This window comes from Pseudobacteriovorax antillogorgiicola (assembly GCF_900177345.1).
GTDB classification, from domain to species: Bacteria; Bdellovibrionota_B; Oligoflexia; order Oligoflexales; family Oligoflexaceae; genus Pseudobacteriovorax; species Pseudobacteriovorax antillogorgiicola.
The window spans coordinates 172,551-196,587 of the sequence record NZ_FWZT01000002.1 but is presented as its reverse complement, the minus strand read 5'-3'; the positions used below and the strand labels follow the sequence as shown (position 1 = coordinate 196,587).

The window sequence follows — 24,037 nt, the reverse complement described above, 5'->3', positions numbered from 1 at the left end:
CAGAGGACAAAATCGGGCAAAGAAATCACATAAAGTCATGTAAATCGAAATCAAAACTAGAGCGACACCTCAGTGTTGATCCCAATATTTGATGTAAAGGCAGACGTTTCTGTTCGTATCTCCTGGGTTGGCAAACCAGTTGAATATGATTCCGTCAACGTCGTTTACGATGCAGTCGTTTATATTATAACCTTCCGGACAAGGCTTGGTTAAAAATACGAGGAGATAGTACAATCAGGTGATGCACACATTTTTTCCAGTTGCAAGCTCCCAGCCGACAGTTATCTGCCTCAGTCGATTCAGTCCTCTTTTTATATCTTTGGGGCCAGCGGGGCTCCCATGCTTACTTTTTCCTTTCCATCCTCCTAGTCTCGCTACTACCCAGTGGCACCATGCAATGGTGTTTCGGCGATGAGGATTCTGAAGGTTTTTTGTCGAACCTTCCAGTCGCGATAATTGAGCTTGCAAGACCTCTAATTCTGATTCTAAAAATAACTCTGATGCATCTCTATCGATCTTTCCATCCCTACATAGCGTTAGCTGTAGGGTTTCTACCGAAGCAAGAAGCCCCAAAAAAGCTAACTTATCTATAGGTTCTTGCGAAGAGGCTTGAATCTCGTCCAGCTTCAAGCCTGATCTCATAGCACTGCGGAAAAGCTGTTCTATGTGCCATCGTTTTCGATACCATTCAATCACTTGCAAGGCATCTGAGTAACTATTGATTTCATGGGTAGTCAATAACATCCAATGTATCGGATCTGCCTTTTCAGGCGAATCAATTTCCCGGACATCTATAAGCTGGAGTATTACTTTTTCAGGTTCCGATTTGGCAACACCATCATTCCTAAGGAGTTCAACTTTGCCAAAGCGGACCGAACCCAATATTCCATCTGATACAATTTCAGGGAGCGCGGGCAAATAGCTTACGGCTAGGTCCTTCTGCCTCTAAGTCTTGCTTCAATAGCTGGGAAGCTCTTGACTATGCTGCGGTCAAACCTCCAGACAAGGCCTTGACCGATAATTTTTATGCTACCCAAGGCAGGTGTCCGTTATGAGGGAAGGTGCCCCTACTCCCCCTACGGCTAAAGAGACGCTGTAGCGTAATAGCGATCAATTACAGCTTCATAGTCCACTTGAGTTGATACCAGTCCTTCAATTTTCTGGACTACTATCCTGTCAATCACTTGAACTGGCTGCAAATCGACCATAAAGAAATTCCATACTACCCAAGGCCAGCAAAGATGGTATGCTCGGTAGGCTAATGCGTAGGAGATACCAATGAACTATGAAATGATGGTTGGGTTGCAAGTCAAGGACGAAAAAGTTTACTCAGATTACAGAAATGCAATGAAGCCACTCCTTGAGAACGCCGGCGGCGGATTCAGGTACGACTTTAAAGTTTCCGAGGTCTTGAAGAATGAAGAAGGAAGGCCTATCAATAGAGTGTTTGCTATATACTTCCCGAGTAAGGAGAAAAGCGACACATTTTTCTCCCATCCCGAGTACTTAGAAATAAAACGCAAGTTTTTCGAATCATCAGTAGAGGCCACAACAATTATCTCTAGCTATGAGCGTGACTAAACCACTAGTAAAGCTATAGCTAGCGAAGGCCTGTATCTAGAGGGCATTCACTCCACTTCTAGCCAGCTCAATTTCGACCCGATGCTCGAAGCTTGTACCTTCGAAGCCTAAAACTCGAACTGAAATCGATTGGATGTCAGTGCCCGCCTCAATATCGAGAGTCGTAGTTTTTACTTGGTATTGCCACTGCCCTCCACCTAGATCTTCAAAGAAAGTAAAATCAAGATCCTGCCAATCTCCACGACCTGATGCATAGCTGGCTAGGGCCGTCTCAGGATCTATTTCGGGAGGAGGAAACACAACGATTTCGTCTGCCAGTTGAGATGCCGAGGCCACAGCTCGGACTCTCTCCTTAGAACCTGCGACGTACTCAAGTAGTTCCTGAGCCTTCTGAGTTCCTGCGCCTAATAATATTGCATTTAATGTCATGTTTGAAACTTTGTCGCGAAGCCTTTCGCCTGCATCGATGCTGATCTCAATAGGATCTCTACCCCCGGAGGTTGGATAGCCATCAGATATCATATAGACCACTTTACGACCCTCTACAGCTTTTAAGATCTCTTCAGCACCTTCAAACGCGGCTCGATAGTTAGTGCTTGCATCGATTTTACCCTGGGGTCTTTCCCTGGAAAGTGCCCCGGGATTGGTAGGGTCTAGCCCGAAGCTATGGTCTTGAACGATATATCGGCAAATATTGTTGGCGGAAAGATTTTGATAAAACTCCTCCATATCAACGAATTCTATGACAAAGTCCTCCACCACTTGCCCCGCGAAGGGGACCATGGCGATCTTTACTTTATCTTCAATGCTTTTCTGAGCTGAGATGGTCTCTAACAAAGCAATTGTCGATTCTAGGCGACCACAGTTCTCAGCTGCTTGTGGATCATTCCCTGGAGCAAGGGGGCCGTCTCTAGATGTTCTGTGTAGCCCCATGGAGCCAGAGAAATCCATCAGTAGCAATACGTGCAAGTTATCCACCTGCTTAGGGCAGAAGAAGCCTTCGATATCAAGCTCAACAGAACTCACTGAGGGTTCCGATAGATCAATTCTCTCTTTATGAACGCTGTCATCGCCGCAATTAAACTGAATCGAGTTCTTATAGGCACCTGATGGGATTGGATTTGGCCCAACCTCAACTATGACATCCGAATCACCAGTATCAGGCTTAATTCCAGTGTCATCGACTCCACCAGCTGCCGATGGTGGATCACCAACACTTCTCATCCCTGCAAACTGCGCAACGTCACTGCAGTTCTGAAAGATAGCTGGTAAAATGAGAATGACTAAAACAAATAGATGCTTCATCATTAGGGACCTCTCTAATAGTTCTACACGACAATTTGCACTATCAGAGCCACTTTGGAGAGTTTTCAGGACCATGGCGTCATGATAGGTTCCCAATGACACTAGGGGCTAAAAATGATTCGGAAAAAATATTTCCGCTAAAGTTTTATTATTGATATCTGATATTATGGGCTTTTTTGCTGGCTTCTCCATATCACGCAATAGGTGGGAAAGCTCTCAAAATGGCTGCTCAAAAATGCGTTTCATGAATCAAACATTGGGGGTCCTATGAGTTTAACAATTTATCTCCTGCGACATTCGCAGTCAAATCCACGGAGCAACCTACCTAGTGAGGAATGGCCACTTACTGAGAAGGGCCAGCAGCAATCCAGGCGATTGGTTTCCGTATTGAATAGCTTGGGAATCGATAAAGTATTCTCCAGTCCGTACAAAAGATGTATTGATACTATCAAGCCATTTATTGAAAGCATTGGACGACCATTCACAATCGAACAGGATCTTCATGAATGTCATGTAACCCATCAATTTTTACCTGATCCCAATGATTTCTGGGATATTTTTGAGAGATCCTGGAATGACTTCACTTTCTCATATCCAGATGGAGAGTCATGCCGCAAAGGTCAGGACAGAATCATTCGATTGATAGATAGGCTGAAATCAGAAGAGAGTGGAACTCTGCTTTTATCTAGCCATGGAAACCTCATTAGCCTTCTATTGAACTCATTGGATTCAGGTTTTGGCTTTCAGGAGAGTCGCCAATTGAAGAATCCAGACCTTATCAAGATAACTGTCTCCGATGCTATCTCTTGGGATAAAACATTCGATAGTGCTAAACTTCTCGGGGAAATATTTACGGATCAAGACCAAACTCCCATAACAATCGAGGCTTCTGGTCACGCCGAAACTAGGCTTCAATAAAGGAATCATGAGTTGCCAAAAAATAGAGTTCTGACACTTAGCTCAGCGAAAAAAATGATCTTCAGTTGTCAGAAATTAGACTCTGATTCCAAGGACACGAAGGCCATCATAGAGCACCTTGGCTACGTTCAACTTGATACTATTTCAGTCTTGGAAAAAGCCCACCATCATGTTCTCTGGGCAAGAAACTCTAATTATCGTCCTGTAGAGCTTGATCAGTTAGTCGAGCAAAGGGTCGTTTTTGAATATTGGTCCCACGCTGCTTCTATTCTTCCGATGCGTGACTATCGCTATAGTTTGTATCTAAAGAGGCAATTTAGAGAAACAAGCAATTGGAACCGTGACAAAAAGATGATGAAACTGGTTCTTAAGAGAATCAGAGATGAAGGTCCGCTACAATCCTCTGATTTTAAGAGAGAACTCAAGAAAACATCGTCTGGATGGTGGGATTGGAAGCCAGCAAAGAAAGCATTGGAAAGGCTCTTCCTTGATGGTGATCTAGAAGTGACGCGCCGAGAGGCTTTTCGCAAAGTCTATGATTTGCCTGAAAACGTCATTCCCGGGGAGATTGATCAATCGTTCCCCACCGAGGAGGAATACTACCAATACCTTATTAATCGTACGATCCGTCACCAAGGATTTGCTACTGCTAAGGGAATTGCCTACCTTAACAAGAGCAAAGTTCGCGATGGAGTCAAGAAAGTCGCTGAAGATCTTACCATGGATGGTCAACTAACTAGAATAAATATCAAGGGTCTATCGGAAGACTACTTTACTTTCCCTGAACATCTTGAGTTGAAAACAAGTACAAAATCTAAGGTTCATATTCTCTCACCTTTTGACAACATGGTGATTCAACGGAGTAGATTGCAAGAGATTTTTAACTACAGCTATCAATTGGAGTGCTACGTTCCAGAGGCCAAAAGAAAATTTGGCTATTTCTGCCTGCCAATTTTCAAGGGGACAAAAGCCATCGGGAGAATCGATTGCAAGGCTGATAGAAGCTCTCAGACTTTGATCGTCAATTCTCTTCATTCTGAAAGTTCGGCTGATATTTCGAAGCAGATTTCACCAAGACTAAAAGAGTTTGCAAGATTCAACGGTTGTAAGGACACACTATGGTAGGTCTCTATTCTGGAAATCCAGTCCTACATACGATATTTGCTTTTGCGAACAAGTTAGCCGCGGTAGTGCCGAGAAACTTTAGCCTTCTCTCTGGACAAAATCATGGCAGCTCTCATTTCGACGAGATCCTGACCCACATTATTCTAGCATTTACTCCTTGATAACATTAACTTAAGTCTTTTCCTAAGAGTCCTGGAGGAGCTATGTCAAAACACAATGATAGCGATTCACAGCCAACCCCTTTTGATCCAGCCTACACCCAGCTATTCTCCTATCCAAAAATGGTGAGAGACTTGCTGGTGAACTTTGTCAAGCAGCCATGGGTCAATGATATAGACTGGGATAGCCTCCATACCCTAAGCCCCAAGTTTGTCACGAAAAAGCTCAGAAAGCGTGAATCGGACATCATTTGGAAGGCGAAGTGGCATGATAGAGACCTCTACATTATCCTATTTCTTGAGTTCCAGAGTTCTGTAGATCGATTCATGCCGGTTAGAATTCTCGCCTACGTCAACTTGTTGTTTCTACAGCTTGTGAAAGAAGGAAAAATAACTGATAAGCTTCCGCCTGTGCTGCCTTTAGTGTTATATAATGGAGAAAAGGAGTGGAAGGCAGGCGTCTCAATGGCTGATTTGCTGCATCCTGATTGTCCTGATGCTTTGAAGCCGTACCAGCCCGAGATCCAGTTTTTTCTGCTTGATGAAAAACGTGTGCCAGTGAGCGATGACGACATCAGCTCCGATAATCTTGTGGCACCGATATTTGCCTTAGAGCAGGCGGATCAGAAGAATCTCTACACTACGTTTTTGCTGCTAAAACGGGTTTTGGAAAGTTCTCCTGAGTTTGCTGATATAGCTCAAGCTTTCATAGCGTATGTTACTGCTGTAACACGCGCGGAGGAAAGAGATCCTTCCATTAAAGTGAAAAGTTTAGACGAGGTTGAAATCATGCTTTCGAAAAAGATCGATAATTGGATTGCTGAAGGCGAAGCCAGGGGTGAAGCCAGGGGTGAAGCCAGGGGTGAAGCCAGGGGTGAAGCCAAAGGAAAAGAAAAAGGCAGAAAAGAGGCCCAGCAAGCCATAGCCCTTGCTCTAATTCAAAAAGGTCTCGACAAGATGCTTATTGCTGAAGCTACTGAGCTGCCCATCGAGGAAATCGAGGCACTCACCAAAGACATTTGATCCCGTGCGATGCACTTAGCTCGTGAGTGCTCGTTCTTCTAAATTTCGACCATAAGACGAGCTAGACGTGATCGAAAGATATAAGCTCCGATAATCTTGTGGCACCGATATTTGCCCTAGAGCAGGCGGATCAGAAGAATCTCTACACTACGTTTTTGCTGCTAAAACGGGTTTTGGAAAGTTCTCCTGAGTTTGCTGATATAGCTCAAGCTTTCATAGCCTATGTTACTGCTGTAACACGCGCGGAGGAAAGAGATCCTTCCATTAAAGTGAAAAGTTTAGACGAGGTTGAAATCATGCTTTCGAAAAAGATCGACAATTGGATCGCTGAGGGTGAAGCAAGAGGCGAAGCCAGGGGTGAAGCCAAAGGAAAAGAAAAAGGCAGAAAAGAAGCCCAACAAGCCATAGCCCTTGCTCTAATTCAAAAAGGTCTCGACAAGATGCTTATTGCTGAAGCTACTGAGCTGCCCATCGAGGAAATCGAGGCACTCACCAAAGACATTTGATCCCGTGCAATGCACTTATCTCGTGAGTGCTCGTCCTTCTAAATTTCGACCATGGCATAGGCAGACGTGTCCTCTTCCTTGCTCGATTAGGGCTGGGCAGATCGAGAGATCCGCGTTCCCATAATAGGGAGAGGGCGCCCCGGTGTCCAGGGCACACCGACTTCATCCAACTGACGTTCGAAAGAAGGGATATCGCTCTCAACTAACTTAGTCAGCTGCGTACCAATCTCCTTAAGCTGCTCTTCCGCCAATATCAAACCACTTCGATGATTGGGAGTCAGACCATAGCTAGAGTTTGCCAATGCGAAAATAGCGGGAGACATTCTATCATTGATAGTCGGCATCTTCTTCTCTTGAAGATTCCTCTTCGCTGCTGACCCTCTCAATTGCTGTTCCATGTTGCGGATACTCGTGGCCATGATGTGAAGCTTCTGGGCAAGAGTCTTAGGGTGAACAGCCGACCCTTGGATGGCTGCTTTCCAGAGTTCGATTTTTTGTTTTTGCTCGTCAATAATTGCACCAGCTGCCATCACTGATTCTTGCATCAACCTCACTTTTCGAACATCTGCTTCCTGTTCTACAAAGCTTTGGCCCTTTAAATACGGCTCATGCAATCGTTTCACTTCAAATGTTTGTGTCTTGCCTAGGGTTTTGATCTGACCTTCCTCTTCCAAAATTAAGGTAGCTCTATAACTCCCTGGAGCAGCCATCTGCTCAACGAAAGGCTTGTCCCAATCTGCTTTTGCATTCTTCATCTGATCTAGCATAGCTTGGCTGGTAACCGCAGCAGACCAGGACTGTTTTAGATTCCAGGAGACTTTTTGGAAGCCCTTTTTAGCAGGAACTGGGATTCTCTTGAGCATCTTGCCTTGCTCATCTTCAATCAGAAGCCAGATTTTCTCAGCTTCGGCACTTAGCTCTTGATCCAAGATTTGCCAACTTGGGAATTTATTGAGATCCTTGCTCTTGGCCTCGTTCTCTTTGCGAAGCTCAGAGGCGCTCTTAAGATCTTCTGAGACAAAAACTTGGAATACCGCTCCATAAGGTGGATTATCAGCAAAAAACTTGCTTGCTCCTTGAAAACCATACTTACCGAAACCATAAGGCTGTTTCTCGATATACCACCATGCATCACGAACTGGGAAAAGATGAGCGACTGTTTTATTGATCTCAGGCGAGAACTCTTGGAGAGGACTAAGATCATCAAGCACCCAAATTCCACGACCGAAAGTTGCCACTATCAAGTCATTTTCTCTTTCATGAATAGCTATGTCTCGAACTGAAATCGTTGGAAGATTGCCAAGTTTGGTCCAAGCTTTTCCACTATTAAGGCTTACAAACAAGCCAAACTCAGTTCCTAGATATAGGATATTAGCCTTCTTTGGATCCTGTACGATTCGCCAAGCAAGATGATTATCTGGAAGATTTCCACGCAGACTGCGCCAGCTGCGGCCTCGATTATCACTGACATAGACATAAGGCTTGAAATCTCCTTCCTTGTGATGATCCAAGGCTACGTAGACACGATTGGTATTGAAACGGTCTGCTTTGATATCGTTGACAAAGGCACGGGCTGGAACATCGGGTAGTGACTCCACATCGACTTTCCGCCAGCTTTTACCCCCATCCTCCGTGATTTGAATGATTCCGTCGTCGGTTCCTACATAGACAAGATTGGGGTCCTTTGGTGAAGGTGATATATTTGTAATGGTATTGAAATCACTCATGGCGTAAACATCCCAGTGGGCATTCCAGCCCCACTTTCTGCCCATGATCGGGAGGTCTAGGCGAGTTTCATTTCGTGTCAAATCTGGTGATATTGCTGTCCATGAGTCACCTCTGTCATCGGAACGCCAGAGTCTCTGAGAACCAAAGTAGATTCGTTGCGGAGTGCTGGGATCTACCACGATAGGTGCATCCCAATTCACCCGTTCAATGGGATCATTTTTTCCAGGCTGTGGGCGAATACTTACCTTCTCACCTGTTAACGAATCAATCCGATGAATCTGCCCCTGTTGCCACTGAGCATAGAAAAACTTATCGGTCCCTGGTTCCGTAGCAGGTTGGTGACCATCCCCACTGAGCACAACCGACCAATCAGCGTTTTGAATACCGTAATTATTGAGTGTTCGAGATGGTCCACGCTGACTCGCATTGTCCTGGGTTCCGCCATAGATATTGTAGAATGGTTTGGCATCATCAACGGCCACCTTATAGAATTGCAGCGTGGGAAGATTTTCCACATATCGCCAGCTATCTCCCTTGTCATAGGACTCATACAAACCGCCATCAGATCCGAGTAGCATGAAATTAGGATCGTCGTCCTTGAATGCCAGAGCATGATGATCGGAGTGTTTCTGTTGATTTTCAAGTTTTCTAAAGGTCTTGCCACCATCTTCAGACACTTGGAGCCAAACATCAGCTAGGTAAATCAAGTCTAGTTTATGGGGGCTCACATAAAGCTCTTGATAGTAGTGAGGACCCGTACCACCAGAGACAGTGTCTGACATCTTTTGCCAATTATTACCGCCGTCGTCACTACGGTAAATGGCTCCTTGTCGGCGATGCAGTTCGATAGCCGCATAAACGATATCGGGGTTGATTGGAGAGATGCCTAAACCGATTTTCCCCATGGATTCTTTCGGGAGTCCGGCACTTAGCTTACGCCAGCTTTCGCCCCCATCATCCGATCGATAAAGTGCTGTTTTGGGACCTCCACCCATGTAGGAAGCCACAGTACGATGACGCTGCCAAGTAGCAGCGAATAAAATATCAGGGTTCTTAGGGTGGATCACAAGGTCAGTCACACCGGTCCACTCTTTATCGCCGAGCGTCTTCTTCCAGCTTTTCCCACCGTCTCTAGAAAGGTAGAGGCCGCGCTCGCCGCCGGAACTCCATAATGGTCCTTGGGCAGCAACCCAAAGAGTTTTTGAGTCTTTAGGGTGAACGATGATTTTAGAGATATGCTCGGAGTTCTTAAGACCCATGTTTTGCCAGTCTTTGCCACCATTAAGGCTGCGGTAGACACCATCTCCAAAGCTCACGTGACGTCCGCCTACGTTCTCGCCTGTGCCAACCCAAATTGTTTCTGGTGCATTGGGATCAATGGCGAGTGCGCCAATCGAATAGACACTTTGCTCATCAAAAATTGGCTGCCACTGGACTCCAGCGTTGTTCGTTTTCCAGACACCCCCCGATCCCACACCGATATACCAAGTATGGGGCTGCTTTGGATGAATGGCGATATCGGAAATTCTGCCAGACATAAAGGCCGGCCCTAACTCTCGAAGTTCAAGGGACTTCGCAATGTCCTTACCCAGGATTGGTGGTGGATTTTGTGCATGACAATTACTCTGTAAAGCCATGCTCGTGGTTACCGTTAACATGTAAGCGAATTGCTTTAAACTCATGTGAACCTCGCTTATTTGGTAGAGATGCGATAGATCTAAGACTTTGCTCATGTTCTTAGCACGAAATAGATGAAAAACTAGAAATAATTTACATAAAGTTTAACTGGGACTTGCAAGTTTAGAAATAATTGGCAAGTTTAGCAGAGATCATGGCTCTGTATGCATCACTTCAAAGAGGTTTAACTATGTCTCCACGAATTCGAATGTCTCGTTGGGCTCGCCGTTGGCACTATAAAGTCGCAATCACAGCAACGCTTCCCATATTGACTATAATTATCAGCGGACTCCTACTACAGATCAAAAAGGAATGGAGCTGGATTCAACCACCTACTCAAAGAGCCCAGGCCTATGTCCTGGACATTAGCTTTGAAGATGTTCTCAGTCAGGCGCGAAGCCAAGCAGAACATGGCCGAATAGAAAGTTGGTCTGACGTATCGAGACTTGATGTGAGGCCAGATCGCGGCATAATCAAAGTAAGGCTAAAAGATGGCTGGGAACTACAGTTAGACGCTGCCAGCGGACTTCTGCTTCAGGAAGCTTATCGACGATCGGATATCATAGAAGCAATTCATGACGGTAGTTTCTTTCATGATCATGCTCGCCTTTGGATTTTCTTACCTGCGGCTCTCTTACTTTTGTTCCTATCGATTTCAGGAGTGATGATGTTCTTAGTTCAAGAATATAATAGACGGGCGAGTAAACAGGTGCGCAAGCAGCGTTTGGCAGCGTAATGTTTTTAGGATTAAAGGGAAAAATGCCTCTTCATAGGATTAGAAATATAGTTTAGTCGATTCATGAATTGCTATCAATAACGTTCACCTCTAATCTTTTTCAAGATATAAGACCCAAATATAGTCATCCCAGCGATGCCTAACAATCCCACATAGAAAGCCCAGTCAGGGAGAAGATCCAAGCCTGCACCAGTAAAACTTAAAGCCAGCATCCCTGGTAAACGCCCCAAAACCGATAGCAAGACCAATTTCCAAATTGCAATTGAGCCCAACCCCATTACCATGCAGATGATATCATCAGGAAAAGCAGGTAATAGCATGAGCAAGAAGAAGATCAACAGGCTGTGCTGGTCTCCAATTTCTTTACCTTTCTGAAATCTATCAAACCATCTTTCAGAGTAGCCTTTTATTAATATTTCGACTTCTGCTAGAGCCTCTTGAGAATTTAGCTTTTCTAGAAATGGCCGACCAAACTTTCTGCTTAAGATCAGTACGATCATTGTGCCAATGCCTAGCCCTATGCTGGAAAGCAAGGTTCCTAAATAAGGGCCGTATACATAGCCCCCTACTAAACCAGTAACTTGGCCAGGAATTGGCGCTATTATAACTTGAAGGCTGACTATGAATATGAATACAAAATAGCCTACTGATCCAAACGACAGTAGGTAATTTCTTGCTTCGTCGAACCGATCACGATTCATGAACAAATCAAATACGTCACTCTGATAGATAGCAATACTTAGCAAAGCTAGTATCAGAAAAATAGCAGCGATCCTCAGGAGAATTCGCTCATGTTTTCGCAACCATTGTACAAGACTTGACATCCTTCTAAGCTCCGATCGGATCTGATCCACTTCTAGACAGCGAAAAGAATAACTGGCAACATTCGAACAACAGTATAACCCTAGGCTACTATTCATGAGGATTTCAACCATGGCAGATAAAAACGTAATACTCTATACAAATCCCCAGTCAAGAGGCCTCATCGTTCAGTGGATGTTGGAGGAGATCGCATGTCCATACGAGATTAAGGAAGTCGCCTACGGTTCAGATATGAAGTCTAGTCCCTATCGAGACATCAATCCCATGGGTAAAGTTCCGAGCTTGGTCCATGGTGATCAAATCGTGACAGAATGCGCGGCAATATGCGCCTATTTAGCTGATGCATTTCCCGAAGCACAATTAGCCCCCGCACCAAGCCAGCGAGGAAACTACTATAGATGGTTGTTTTTTGCCGCTGGCCCACTTGAAGCCGCCGTAACCAATCAGTCTCTAGAACTTAAGATACCTGAAGGAAAGGAGCAAACTATTGGCTATGGTGACTACGACACAACAATCGCAACCTTGGTAAAAGCAGTCTGTGCGAATCCATATATTGCCGGAGATAAATTTTCTGCTGCTGACGTGTATGTAGGCTCACATATTGCCTGGGGCACTCGCTTTAATACGATACCTCTGCTAGAAGAGTTCAAAGTATATCTGAATAAGCTAAGCAGTCGGCCAGCCTTTCAGAAGATTTTGGGATCATAACCTATATGAGAATGTAGCTGAAAGTATTCACGTTATCATTTACTAGGTATTATCATCAAAGATCAAGATGACGTTCACTCGCCACAATCTGATAATTGAGATGAGTCGCCTTCGCGATCATCTCCCATCTTAAACTTTTATCGAGATGAATATGGCCAAGAAAATTAAGCTAAAAACATCAAAGACTAACGCAAGCCCAAATGCATTTCTAAACAGCATCTCAGATGAGCGACTTCGTAAAGATAGCAAGACTCTATTGAAACTATTCAAAGACGCCACTGACATGAAACCAAAAATGTGGGGCCATTCCATCATTGGCTTTGGTGAATACACCTACCACCGTTCTAATGGCGATGAGGGCCAATTTATGGCATGCGGATTTAGCCCAAGGAAAAGTGGGCCTACCCTGTATATCATGCCAGGCTATACAGATTACAGTTCCTTGCTAGAGAAACTAGGTCCTCATAGGCTTGGAAAATCTTGCCTCTATTTGAAATCTCTTGATGGTATAGATTTAAAGGTTGTCACCAAGTTGATCCAAGTTGGGCTCAAGGACTTGAAGAAAAAATACGAGACCAACTTCTAAAAATATTTTAGTTCCAAATCATCTTCACTGCTATTGCCTCAACGCCTCCGACAATGACATATTAAGATGAGTAAAACTTATGATACTTCGCTACGCCTAAAAAATACTCGTCAATATACGATTTGTACTATCTCCTCACATTTATTAACCAAGCCTTGTCTCATAGATTTTGCTCACCTTAACAAATATTTTACAAGGTCCAAGAAAGGAATCTTTTAATACTGACTCACTACAATTAAACAACTCCTATTCTCAAGACATCATCTGTAATAACCGTTCTTATGCAAGAACATATTGGCTTCCAAATTTTTGGCAAAGAACTGTCAAAAACAGGAAGCCGTCTTCGGCATCACTTGGCCCAATCATTAACCCAAGGCCAAGCTGGACAGGATCGAAGATTCATATAGTACTCTTGGGTGGTTGCTAGCTATTCACACCATTCTGACCAAGCACTTTTTGAGTCTGAACAAACCAAGTCCAGCATGGTAGCTCTAAGCTTGCTACACTTCAGCTTGGCCTCATGTGTTCCCGAGTTCAATAAATTGCTCGTTTCCAATGGATCTACGATAATGTCAAAACACTCTTCCCTCTCATCATCATAGCGGATAAAGCGGTGTTGAAGATCACCAATGGCTGCACCTGAGGGCAAGATTCCACCACTCGCCGAGCCATTAGAGTCGGCGTTGAACTGTTCTGTAAAAACCCATGGTCGTTGTGGTTTCGCTTCACTATTTTTCAAGTATGGTACGAGACTTACAGAATCAAATGCAAACTCACTATCTGGCCTAAAGCTTGTAGACTTGGTATATTCTAAAATCGTTTGATATAGATCGGTGATGTTGACAGGGCTTTCCACATCTCGCCCAGGAGATACAACTCCGTCACCAGCTATACAAAGGGGAACACGAACCCCGTGCTCATAAAGAGTCCCCTTGCCCGAAGCCCTCTCAAAAGGTGCAGGCATCAATGTTCTCACTGCAGAGTTCTGGGTTCCGTTATCGCCCATGACAATGACCAAGGTATTATCTGGCAAGCCATCTCTATTTTGATCTGGCAACGAGTCTAACAAGCGCCCAATTTCGGTATCGGTAGCCTCAACCATGGATTCATAGTAGGGAACAGGGTTGTTGCGAATGTCACGATTTGTTCCCGAGAGTAACTGGTAGCTGTGAAGGTTACCAGGGGGAAGGTGTAATGGAGTATGGGGGGCATTAAAAGCAATCCAAGCAAAGTATGGCTGATTACCTCCGTTCTTTCCGAGATACCCCAATACATCATCGATGTTCTTAGTCGTTGCATAGGTACTGGTATACACCGTTTCACCATTGATAGTGTTCGGCCAGCTATAGTAATTCGGTAAGCCTCCGCTCAAAACACCGGAAAAATAGTCCCATCCCATGAAGTTCGGGGCTAGCCTACCTCCTTTATCATTGGATTGCCCCAGATGCCATTTGCCCACGTTGGCAAGTTTATAAGATTGACCTGACTTTTCGATTAGACGAGGTAATGTAGGTTCATCAGCTCCAATTTCGTTTTGACCCAAACTACAAGGCCTACCCACTCCTGTTCGAAAGCTATAGCGGCCCGTCAAGAGATTTGCTCGCGTCGGTGAGCAAGTTGGGTTCGACCAGACTTTGGTGAACCGAATGCCTTTCTGGCAAATTCCCGTGATATGGGGAGTCGGAGCAGTTCGATTTGTTCTGAATATATCCTGATAGGATTCGGCTGAAACAGCCCCGTAGTCATCTAGGATAAAGAGTAGCACATTGGGTGGGCTAGCTTCAGCTTTACCCAAAGATCCCAGTAAAAGAAAAATCCCAGTTGCAACATGTTTCATCTGATGTCTCGCTCTAGAAGTTGATGTAGATGAGAACGAAGTGTAGCCTCAAGGCAGGGGGGCGAATATTAAATTTTGTAGAATTCTGACCCCTCAAATTTACGATCAGTACAACTGCACGAGCATCATATAGAACCTTCGTTTATGAATCAGGAGAACTTAATGGGGTAAGCTCACAATACTAATAAACTCAACAACTGAGTCGCCACTATTTTGATAAGAGTGATGATGATCTCCAGGGAAAATTAGTAGATCTCCAGCCTTTACAATATAAGCATCCCCTTCCAGGAAGAGCGTTACTGAACCTTTCAAAGGACAAAGATACTCCTTTGTACCAACTTTATGAGGAGCCCCCTTCATCCTGCCCCGGGCTTCGATTTTTACACGATCAATGGCAAAACCACTGCGCACTTCTGGAAGGATTTTGGTGATACAAACCTTTCCTCTTTCTTCCAACGGCAGATCTTGTTTCTTTATCAACTCAACTTCACGATGAGGGGGCGAAAGCAGTTCCTCCACCGACACCCGCAGCCCTTTTGCAAGCGACACTAGGGTTCTGAGACTTGGGTTTCCCGTACCCGACTCCAGATTGCTAAGAGTCGTGCGAGGGATGTCCGCTCGGCGCGCGAGCTGTTCCTGAGAGTATTTTCTTTGTAGTCTCATATACTTAATGTTTTTGGCAAGGTGGTAAGATTCCGTCATTTCCATTTGTTCGCTCCTTTCTCGTCTTTATGACAATATATTGTCGAATATGATGAAATAGCAACAGGTATCCCGATATAAAGATATCAACATGCAGCGCCTAACTCTGCTGCTCAGATGAAGAAAGGATAAGAGTATGATCAAGAAACTGGACCACTTTAATTTTTCAGTCACAAGCTTAAGTGATTCGATTCGTTGGTATCAAAGTGTCTTTGGATTCAAATTAGAAGAACAAGGTACAAGCAACACGGGCAGTCCGTTTGCTATCTTACGAGCAGGGGATGCATTGCTGGCAATGTATGAGCGACCCCATGCTAAGTTTCTAAGTAGCGAAGCTCAAAAACAAGAAGGCATCCATGGTTTTGCCCATATAGCCTTCACCATTGAGGATGAAAAGCAATGGCTATCCACCATCGAACGAGAAGACGTGGTGATAGACCATGAATGGAAATACCCTCATTCTAAGTCCTGGTATATAAATGACCCCACGGGACACGAGATCGAAGTCGTCCTATGGGATCATGGCATTGCCTTCGGCTAAGTGCAAACGAGAGGTCGTCTTCCTTAATAGAATGAGCAAATTTAGGTATTTGCAGACCTCTCAAACCTTCCTAACGGGAAGATTCGAATAAACATTTGGTGCTCTAGTTTCGGGAGAGTTTCGGCTTGAGCTGTCATTAACTGACTAAGGGACTAGGTCTTCTTCCTTTTTGCGCCTAGCTTCAAGTGTATCTAAAATTAAGCTCAGGCCGTATAAAAATTCCTTGTCGTATGAATATTCGGGTTTCAAGATATAGTCGAGTGTCAGTCGCTTCAGGTGCGGATAAGCTCCTTTTGGAAAACTTGCGAGGATACTAGCTGCAATGATCTCTAGATCTTCAGGGTTATCAAATGGCAAGGCCTGCTCCTGCATGATAAAACCATAGGTATAGGCATCGAGGGCTGAGAAGGTATGAGCAGCAAGAGCTAGGCTAAATCCATGGCGGAACAGAACCCCTAAAACCTTATCATGATAAGCGAGAGTTTCCGGACCTGGCTGAGGCCTGGACTCTAATATTCCTAGAGCCCAGGGGTTCTTGATCAGAACTTGACGAGTCGATTCCGCCCTTTGTCGCATGGAGTCCTGCCAAGGAGCTTCGCCATCAAAGCTAACCTGCCCTAGAATTTGATCCACCATACCATTTAGAATCTCATCCTTGCTCTGAATATGGTGATAGAGAGACATGGCTTCCACTCCAAAATAACTAGCGATTCGGCGCATAGAAACTTTAGGCAGGCCCTCCTCATTGGCGATTTCTATAGCATGCTGAAGAATTCCTTCTCGGCTGACAGAATGTCTTTCCTTCCTTTTCCCTCTCGCCTTTTTCTTTCTATTTTCAGCCATTTAAGGAGTCTCAAAAAAAATGCATTAAAGAATTATCAACCTTATACCGTAAGTATACACTGTAAGGTAGAGTCATTCTAGACATCGGTCGACCCTAAAAAAACCTAAAGACAAAAAGAGGACAGGATGAACAGTTACATAAAACCAAAGCAGACTTTAGCACTTGCCTCCAGACGATACGGAGATGCATCTCAGATAAATGTGGAAACCAGAAAGATCCCAGACCTAAAGGACGGTGAGATGCTGGTGGCTGTCCGATGCTCCGGGCTGACAACGGCGGACTCCATGATGCGCAAGGGGGAGCCTAAATTTGCGCGATTGTTTTTAGGTTTGCGTGGGCCACGAAATCCTTATTTGGGAACTGTATTTTCAGGAACCATAGTTGCGACTAAAGGCGACACGAAAGAATTAATGGTAGGGCAAGATATTTTTGGGGAAACAGGAGTCGCGTTCGGCTCCAATAGCGACTACATCATCATCCGTCACGATGCAGTCGTCATTCCCAAACCTGGAGATCTTTCGTTTGAAGCAGCAGCAGTCTTTTGTGATGGCCCTCTCACATCCTATAACTTTATCGACCAAATTGCTTCCGCCGAGCCAGGACAAAGAGTTTATATAAACGGAGGTGCAGGCTCCCTCGGTGTTGCAGCTATTCAGATTGCAAAGGCCAAATCCTGCTATGTTGTTGCCAGTGGAAGTGAGCCCAGTCACGCAGAACTCCTAAAACTCGGGGCCGACGAGTTCTGGGACTATAAAGCAGGAGCTCCAACCGATCTTGAAGCTTTTGATATTGTCTTTGATACAGTTGGCAAGCTAAGTGTTAATGAGGGGCGATCTCTTCTTAAGAAGCGAGGTCTCTATATGAGCCCTGTCCTTACTCTTCCAGTCTTAAGGGCCATGCTAGTTGGAAAGATTATGAAACCAAAAAAGCGAGTTTTATTTGCTGCTACGGGATTAAAAGCCAAGGAAGATCTCGTTCCTATGATGAAAAAGTTACTGGATATGTACCAGAAAGAAAATCTAATTGTGCCTATCGCAAGAACCTTTGATTTGCAAGCCGCAAGCCAAGCTCACGCACTTATAGATCAAGGCAAAAAGAAAAAGAACTTTGTCATTCTTCACAAACATTAGCAGTTTTTATGAAACTGATATATTCTTAATTGCCGATACTATCTGTCTTTTCATTGCCCTTGATCATGGCATCGGATCTTTCCAATAATTACGATTTTCACAAGTATAAATACTTTATCGGAATAGAGCTCAGTGCTTGGATCACCTTTAGTTTTAGTCATTAGATCGAGTTGGCGATGACTATTTAGGAAGAAAATACCCATTTGAATCTTTCCTAACTATCCGAAGACATCTAAAAAATCGTTTACAACAAGATCCTGAAAGGGCTCCAACTATCATGTTGCCACAGTGAATATGCACCTTCTATATCACCAAGTTCAAAGATTCCACATGCTCTTGAGCCAGCCAATCAAGGTAATGTGGCTCCAAACAATTTCATCGATTGTCTTGCTCTTATACCTTCCGTCATGTACCGATCCTGAAATTCATCCCGGCTTTAAAATTCAGGAGATTGAAGTAGGGCAAGGTAAAGACGAAGTCGGTAAATTTGATTCCGTTGTTCTACGCTACACGGGCAAGTTTCAAGACGGCACCGTATTCGACTCAAGTGGGAATGAGTCCAGGAAGTACTCAATGCGCAGCGCGACCTTGATTGATGGCTGGAAAGTAGGATTACTAGGAATGCGGGTTGGAGGAAAGCGGCGGCTTGTCATTCCACCAGAAATGGCATTCGGCAAGAAGGGCAAGGCTCGCCGCATTCCACCTGATGCCACCCTAATCTTTGACATCGAATTACTTGAGATCCGGTAGACCTAATTCCTTAGCCCTGGCTTCGCGTCTCCTTGGGTGTGATATCCGAAATAAAGTTAGAATCTTACCACCAGCCAGAATATGTAACATTCGGGCTCTAATCCTGTAGATATTACCTGCGTCCACCTAGGCATAAGACACTAAAATAACTTTAGTAATTAAGGCTTCGTGAGAGGAGTCAACTTTCCAACCGCAATGACCGAACCTGAAGATAAGGAAAGATCTAAGGAGAGCACTTGGTTCGATGTTTAGCCATTGCGGTTATCATTCAATTACTTTCTTACGCATGTGCGGAGAAGGAGCGGCAAACAACTGCGTCCATCGACGCGGGTGGACATTGGCTGGATCTTGAGAAACGCTTTGAACTAAAAGTAAATATGAAATACCGCTCCGGATTTCAACTCAGCCAGACCATAACCGATGCCAGCCTTGAGCTTCAGTCTTGTCGCAGTGGCTACCAGCAGGTGTTTCAATTGAAAGCCGATCCCATCAGCCTTTACAAGTACGATATTGATTGTGCGATAGTTGTTCAAAGCTTTGATATGAACGGGCAAACGTACAACCTCCAGGGAATGTTTAATCCTGCTACCGGATCACAGAACTTCTTTACCAATGGGTCCGGAGATTTAGCAATCGTCACTGTTCGAGAACAGCTTTCAAATCCTACAGTGGATACGGATACTATCTCATTTGAAATCAGTCAGAGCATCGAAGGGCTAGAAGAAATCTACGATGTCAACGAAAATATCGTGATTATCGAAACCACAACAAGTGGAGTCAACGAAAATGATGGCCAGATTAAATTTTTACTCAGAAAGGTTACTGAGGCTGATTCATCAGCCTTAGATGTTGATATCCTACTCAGTGGTTCTGCAGAGCTCGGGAGTGACTATCAAACACCGCCGACAACTGTTACGATTCCAGAAGGAGAGGTAGGCGTAGAGTTCTTTGTGACTTTAGTGGATGATAACTACGCAGAGAACACAGAAACACTCACAGTCGCCATCTTGGACGGCCCTGAATACTATCACTATGGAGCTGCGACGACACTTATTTTTGACACTGATACAGACATCGATCCCACCAGTCAAATACTCTGGTTGACACCTGAAAGCATTGTGACATCTGCTTCAGATATCACTTCTTGGACTGATCAGTCAGGGCAAAACAATCACGCTTCTCAGAGCAATAGCGGGCGTCAACCAAGCTTTGCGACAGCAAGCGTGCAGGGGCAAGATGCAGCGTTATTTGACGGTATCGACGATGTCCTTTTGATTTCAGACACTGCAGATATTAACTTGGCCAGTTCTGCCTCAGAGAAGACGCTGTTCGCTGTTTTCCAAACTAGCGGGGACATTTCAAGACGACAAATCATTTATGAGCAAGGGGGTAGCACGAGAGGGCTGTCTCTTTATCTCGATCAAGGGCAACTCTATTTTAATGGCTGGAACAATGCCAACGATGATAGTGGTGCCACCACTCCATGGGTTTCTAAATATGTCGCCGTCAACGTTGATCCAAATACTGTTTACGTTGCTGCGCTATTTTTCAACCACAATAATGAATCTATCAGTGCCTACCTCAATGGATCTCAAATAGGATCGATCTCAGGGGTTGGTAAGTTGTTCGCCCATAGCGATGACATCGGTCTTGGTGGTCCAGCTGGTAGTACATTGTTTCACGACATGGGTACCAATGTTAGCAATACTAATTTCGCAGGACACATTGCAGAGTTTGTTGCTTACAACAGTGGACAGAATGAAAGTGACTTATTGGGAGTCCTTTCATTCTTCAACGATAAGTATGGATTTAATCAGCCTTCTGTGACTTTAAGTGCTAACTACGAGGCGGTACGAGAGGGTGAAAACATCCACCCCCAAATAACTGTTTTTCGGACTGAAGTTAGCGATAGCGATCTGAGTGTGACTTATTCGGTTAGTGGCTCAGCAACAGAAACCGTCGATTTCGAATTGACACAAGGCATATTAGTGATACCAGCTTTCGAGTCTACAGCCAGTGAAACCATTGTAATAATCGATGATAACTTAGGGGAAAATACCGAAACTATAGCCGTGAGCGTCAATGATGACCCTTCCTATGCTATCTATCAAGGGGACGTGACTATTTCAATCATCGATGATGAGCAATTCTCCCCCAATGGAGAGGTGGCCTTACAGCTAGATACCAGCCAGGGTTTAAGTTTGGTCTCAGGAAATTTGGTATCGGCTTGGATAGATCAAAGCTCTGAAAACCAGCAAGTCTATCAATCCAGCAATGGAGCGAGACCAACCTTGCAAGCAGGCATCGTGAACGGCTATGATGGAGTAAGCTTTGATGGAACAGACGATCTGTTTGTGATTGATAATGATGCTGCTTTGAATACCAACGGTCCCTATTCAGGAAAAACTTATGCATTCGCCATCCGCACGGGCAGTGATGTGACTAGTCACCAAGTTATTTATGAGCAGGGCGGTAGTGCTCGTGGGGTGAATTTCTATATTCTGAACGGCGAGCTTTATATGAACGCCTACAACTTCAATAACGATGACGGGGGCGCAACCACACCTTGGGGCTCTAGCTTTGCCAAGATTCCAGTATCAGCCAACCAAAACTATGTGGTTCTGGGACGTTTCGGCCAAAGCCAAGACTTTCTAGAACTAAAAGTTAACGACCAGGAGTTTCAAACCACGGGAATTGGCTTTTTATTCAATCACGGAGGAGCCATTGGCCTTGGTGGAATCAACAATCAGACTGTTTTTCATGATGGGTCATCAGCCTCAAATGGTCTTTACTTCCAAGGTGCTTTGGCAGAGACCATTTTCTACAACGAAGCTGTGTCTAATGTGGAGTGGTCTTCGTTGTACTCCTATCTTGCAGAGAAATATTTGAACTAATCTTGGTCATTGAGATTTAATTTCAACACCACATGAATACTACCTCAGATATATCCCCACTCAATCGATAGCGGCAGTGAAATTGACTCATGCTCTCGACTAAGGGTTGTTGACGTTTCATCCAGTCGGGCTGCTAAAGTGCGTTTTCCAAACTTTGACAGCCCTTAAGCCTGCTAAAAACGTGATGAAGCCCTCTCACTGGGCTCAATAATACCAATCACCGGAAGGTGATCAGACACTTCATCACGAAAAAACGGCGCGACCTTGTAGAACTTCGGTACAATGAGAGTTTCAATGCGCACCGCAGGACTTGCCACAATGTGGTCAAGCATTGAGTACCTAAATTTATCCGTGGTGCTGATATAGCTGTATTCTCCTTGCTGAACATGTCCCTGACTAGGGAAATGATAGCCCTTGGATGCTGTAAGCCATGGTTGATACACGTGGCGAGCCTGTTTGTTAGTAAAGCTTTCATTGAAATCGCCCAGGACATAGATTTCCGCCTTAGGCTCGTTTTGCTGGATCTTCTCGACAAATTTTTCTAACAGTCTGTTCGCGCTGACTCGTCTCATACGGCTCTTATCATCTCCCATAGCCTTTAGGTGGAGGACAATCGCGATGAATTCCTCAGATAGTCCAGGTTTGGGCTCTATACGCCTGAATCTGGCCATTACGGGAGGCCTAGGAAAGGCAAATCGATTGTTTTTAAAGATCTGGCGGCTCTCCAGCACCTCAAGCTCAGATCTCTTATAAATAAAACCGACTTTTTGTGCCCTATCATCGCTATAGCGATGGGTTGAAATCATGCCGTCATAGCCATCAACCTTCTTGACAAGAACCTCGAAATCCTGAATCGACGTGATCTCTTGCACGCCGATCAGATCCACATCCATACGATCGATAATCTCTGCAGCTTGGTCATGAGACAGGGTGTCTGCCTTAGGAAAATTCTCGATGTTCCAAGTAGCGATTTCGAAGCGATCTGTTTGGCCATAAGCTTGAACAAAGCGGAAAGGGCTCTTGTCATCATGATGCTCTAGGTCGGCAACACCTTCGATCCGTTGCACTCCCGATCGATCGGCAGACATATCATTCTGTTTAGAGTTGTGGATACACCCTGACAGGATCAACACTGCGGATACTATACCGTAAATAACTATACTAGCTCTCATATAAGACTCCATTGTTGGGATCACGATGGAGTCCGTCCTAGCATAATTTCAATCAAAACCTAATCAAATTTCGAAGGAGATTCCGATGAGCCGAAATTCTATCGACTCACACCAATAGCGCCTATATGGCTTATCAAGAGTCCCCGTGATCGGTAGGATTTTACTCTGGAGTCATAACTTCGGCGGGCAGGCTTTGCTTTAACCATTTGTCCCTTCGTCTATACGACTCTGAGTGAGAGATTGGTGAGAGCAGTACTTTGACTGTGTGCTATATTTTTTAAGTACTACTGGCACTCTGACGCTGGAATATATAGGAGTATGCGGCACCTGTAACAAACATCACCAAGCTATAGGTTGCCGCAGGAATAGACAAAATAGGATCGGCAAGCAAGGTACTGGTAATGAATAAAGCCGTTGTTCCGTTCTGAATGCCGACCTCAACTCCAATCGCAATACTATCTTTACGATCAAGAGCTACGATTCTGCCGACAAAGTATCCTATTACCATGGTTCCAATGTTGAGCAGCACAACAGCAATTCCAGTCTGGGCAAAAAAATCAGGAAGTTTGTCCCAGTTTTGGCGAACGATCCCCGCAATAATCACAAAAAGTAGCACCATAGATAAAACCTTCACGGGAGTCTCAGCTCGCTTTGCAAGTGGGCCTCGTTTTTGCTTGATCAACATCCCTAGCCCAACTGGTAGTACCGTTATTGCGATCAGTGTTATAATTGTTCTCATCAGTGGCAACTGTATTGTTCGTCCTTCGCCCAAAAAGTAAGCCATTCCCCAGTCTGCTAGCACTGGGATTGAAAATGGGGTAATCAGACTCACGACTGCAGTTAGGGTGATTGATAGAGCCACATTGCCTTTTGCCAAATAGCAAAATAGGTTGGATGTCACACCTCCAGGGCAAAGGCATAAAATAAGTAGCCCAGCAGAAAGAAGTGGCGACATTCCCAAGGATACTGCTGTCACGATACCCAGAGCTGGCAACATCAACATCTGGCAGGAGAGACCAACCAAGATACCCTTGGGATTCGTTCCCACCCTTTTGAAATCTGTCACTGCTAGGGATAAGCCCATACCTAACATCACAACAAATAAGGCTACCGGCAAGACAACCTTGGTGAGCATGCTTCCTTCCATCGAGTCCCCTTTGTCTTGTTCGTTTGGGTTTCATTGACGGCCAATGACTGATAATTGAGTTCAAAAAAACGTAACTTAAATCTTAGGGAGAGTTTATCATCGATTCTAAACTTATTCGACAAGAGCTCAAAAACTCTCATTCTCACC

Annotated in this window: 22 protein-coding genes; 12 read left to right on the top strand and 10 right to left on the bottom strand. The window is 44.6% G+C overall.

What is annotated here, in order from left to right:
- Positions 1–234 precede the first annotated feature (234 nt).
- Positions 235–882 carry a transposase gene (locus B9N89_RS03230; protein ID WP_132315420.1) on the bottom strand — a complete coding sequence of 216 codons (648 nt, stop codon included), beginning with the start codon at positions 880–882 and terminating at the stop codon, positions 235–237.
- Between the two features lie 200 nt (positions 883–1,082).
- Positions 1,083–1,208, bottom strand: a complete 126-nt coding sequence (locus B9N89_RS32110; RefSeq protein WP_268808659.1) for a hypothetical protein — start codon at positions 1,206–1,208, stop codon at positions 1,083–1,085.
- A 70-nt stretch (positions 1,209–1,278) separates the two neighbouring features.
- On the opposite strand from B9N89_RS32110, the gene B9N89_RS03225 reads away from it, so the two are divergent.
- Positions 1,279–1,581 carry a DUF1330 domain-containing protein gene (locus B9N89_RS03225; protein ID WP_132315422.1) on the top strand — a complete coding sequence of 101 codons (303 nt, stop codon included), beginning with the start codon at positions 1,279–1,281 and terminating at the stop codon, positions 1,579–1,581.
- A 36-nt stretch (positions 1,582–1,617) separates the two neighbouring features.
- On the opposite strand, the gene B9N89_RS03220 is transcribed toward B9N89_RS03225, so the two are convergent.
- Positions 1,618–2,889, bottom strand: coding sequence for a vWA domain-containing protein (locus B9N89_RS03220; protein WP_132315424.1), 1,272 nt, complete (start codon positions 2,887–2,889; stop codon positions 1,618–1,620).
- 264 nt (positions 2,890–3,153) lie between these two features.
- Here B9N89_RS03220 and B9N89_RS03215 point away from each other — a divergent pair, with 264 nt between their 5' ends.
- From B9N89_RS03215 to B9N89_RS03200, 4 genes are all read left to right on the top strand, one after another.
- Complete coding sequence (locus B9N89_RS03215; protein WP_132315426.1) at positions 3,154–3,804, top strand: histidine phosphatase family protein; 651 nt, start codon at positions 3,154–3,156, stop codon at positions 3,802–3,804.
- A 12-nt stretch (positions 3,805–3,816) separates the two neighbouring features.
- Positions 3,817–4,929, top strand: coding sequence for a winged helix-turn-helix domain-containing protein (locus tag B9N89_RS03210; RefSeq protein ID WP_143478103.1), 1,113 nt, complete (start codon positions 3,817–3,819; stop codon positions 4,927–4,929).
- Between the two features lie 203 nt (positions 4,930–5,132).
- The gene (locus tag B9N89_RS03205) at positions 5,133–6,110 is read left to right on the top strand and encodes an Rpn family recombination-promoting nuclease/putative transposase (RefSeq protein WP_132315430.1); all 978 of its coding nucleotides are present in this window, start codon (positions 5,133–5,135) and stop codon (positions 6,108–6,110) included.
- Positions 6,111–6,208: 98 nt separating this feature from the next.
- Positions 6,209–6,616: a hypothetical protein gene (locus B9N89_RS03200; protein ID WP_132315432.1), complete on the top strand. Its 408-nt coding sequence runs from the start codon at positions 6,209–6,211 to the stop codon at positions 6,614–6,616.
- A gap of 86 nt (positions 6,617–6,702) precedes the next feature.
- On the opposite strand, the gene B9N89_RS03195 is transcribed toward B9N89_RS03200, so the two are convergent.
- Positions 6,703–10,077, bottom strand: coding sequence for a WD40/YVTN/BNR-like repeat-containing protein (locus B9N89_RS03195; protein ID WP_132315434.1), 3,375 nt, complete (start codon positions 10,075–10,077; stop codon positions 6,703–6,705).
- Between the two features lie 134 nt (positions 10,078–10,211).
- On the opposite strand from B9N89_RS03195, the gene B9N89_RS03190 reads away from it, so the two are divergent.
- Entirely contained in the window at positions 10,212–10,757 is a 546-nt protein-coding gene (locus tag B9N89_RS03190) for a PepSY domain-containing protein (protein WP_132315436.1), read from the top strand.
- Positions 10,758–10,831: 74 nt separating this feature from the next.
- On the opposite strand, the gene B9N89_RS03185 is transcribed toward B9N89_RS03190, so the two are convergent.
- Positions 10,832–11,581: a TVP38/TMEM64 family protein gene (locus tag B9N89_RS03185; protein ID WP_159455107.1), complete on the bottom strand. Its 750-nt coding sequence runs from the start codon at positions 11,579–11,581 to the stop codon at positions 10,832–10,834.
- A gap of 109 nt (positions 11,582–11,690) precedes the next feature.
- On the opposite strand from B9N89_RS03185, the gene B9N89_RS03180 reads away from it, so the two are divergent.
- Positions 11,691–12,287 (top strand): glutathione S-transferase family protein, encoded by a 597-nt coding sequence (locus tag B9N89_RS03180; RefSeq protein WP_132315444.1) that lies wholly within the window; start codon positions 11,691–11,693, stop codon positions 12,285–12,287.
- 151 nt (positions 12,288–12,438) lie between these two features.
- Positions 12,439–12,873, top strand: coding sequence for a DUF1801 domain-containing protein (locus B9N89_RS03175; protein ID WP_159455106.1), 435 nt, complete (start codon positions 12,439–12,441; stop codon positions 12,871–12,873).
- Positions 12,874–13,300: 427 nt separating this feature from the next.
- On the opposite strand, the gene B9N89_RS03170 is transcribed toward B9N89_RS03175, so the two are convergent.
- A complete protein-coding gene (locus B9N89_RS03170) occupies positions 13,301–14,710 on the bottom strand; it encodes a sulfatase-like hydrolase/transferase (protein WP_132315448.1) in 1,410 nt (469 codons plus the stop codon).
- Positions 14,711–14,869: 159 nt separating this feature from the next.
- Positions 14,870–15,418, bottom strand: a complete 549-nt coding sequence (locus tag B9N89_RS03165; RefSeq protein ID WP_132315450.1) for a helix-turn-helix domain-containing protein — start codon at positions 15,416–15,418, stop codon at positions 14,870–14,872.
- A 130-nt stretch (positions 15,419–15,548) separates the two neighbouring features.
- Here B9N89_RS03165 and B9N89_RS03160 point away from each other — a divergent pair, with 130 nt between their 5' ends.
- Positions 15,549–15,953 (top strand): VOC family protein, encoded by a 405-nt coding sequence (locus B9N89_RS03160; RefSeq protein ID WP_132315452.1) that lies wholly within the window; start codon positions 15,549–15,551, stop codon positions 15,951–15,953.
- Positions 15,954–16,097: 144 nt separating this feature from the next.
- On the opposite strand, the gene B9N89_RS03155 is transcribed toward B9N89_RS03160, so the two are convergent.
- On the bottom strand, positions 16,098–16,796 hold the full coding sequence (locus tag B9N89_RS03155) for a TetR/AcrR family transcriptional regulator C-terminal domain-containing protein (RefSeq protein WP_132315454.1): 699 nt from the start codon (positions 16,794–16,796) through the stop codon (positions 16,098–16,100).
- Between the two features lie 126 nt (positions 16,797–16,922).
- Between B9N89_RS03155 and B9N89_RS03150 the strand changes: the two genes are divergently transcribed.
- The 3 genes from B9N89_RS03150 to B9N89_RS03140 all read left to right on the top strand — a co-directional run bounded on the left by B9N89_RS03150 (position 16,923) and on the right by B9N89_RS03140 (position 21,571).
- Positions 16,923–17,927 carry an NAD(P)-dependent alcohol dehydrogenase gene (locus B9N89_RS03150; RefSeq protein WP_132315456.1) on the top strand — a complete coding sequence of 335 codons (1,005 nt, stop codon included), beginning with the start codon at positions 16,923–16,925 and terminating at the stop codon, positions 17,925–17,927.
- Positions 17,928–18,221: 294 nt separating this feature from the next.
- Positions 18,222–18,677, top strand: a complete 456-nt coding sequence (locus B9N89_RS03145; RefSeq protein ID WP_132315458.1) for an FKBP-type peptidyl-prolyl cis-trans isomerase — start codon at positions 18,222–18,224, stop codon at positions 18,675–18,677.
- A gap of 236 nt (positions 18,678–18,913) precedes the next feature.
- A complete protein-coding gene (locus B9N89_RS03140; protein ID WP_132315460.1) occupies positions 18,914–21,571 on the top strand; it encodes a Calx-beta domain-containing protein in 2,658 nt (885 codons plus the stop codon).
- Positions 21,572–21,744: 173 nt separating this feature from the next.
- Here B9N89_RS03140 and B9N89_RS03135 read toward each other — a convergent pair whose 3' ends face one another.
- The gene (locus B9N89_RS03135; protein ID WP_159455104.1) at positions 21,745–22,743 is read right to left on the bottom strand and encodes an endonuclease/exonuclease/phosphatase family protein; all 999 of its coding nucleotides are present in this window, start codon (positions 22,741–22,743) and stop codon (positions 21,745–21,747) included.
- A 277-nt stretch (positions 22,744–23,020) separates the two neighbouring features.
- Positions 23,021–23,890: a bile acid:sodium symporter family protein gene (locus B9N89_RS03130; protein ID WP_132315464.1), complete on the bottom strand. Its 870-nt coding sequence runs from the start codon at positions 23,888–23,890 to the stop codon at positions 23,021–23,023.
- Positions 23,891–24,037 lie beyond the last annotated feature (147 nt).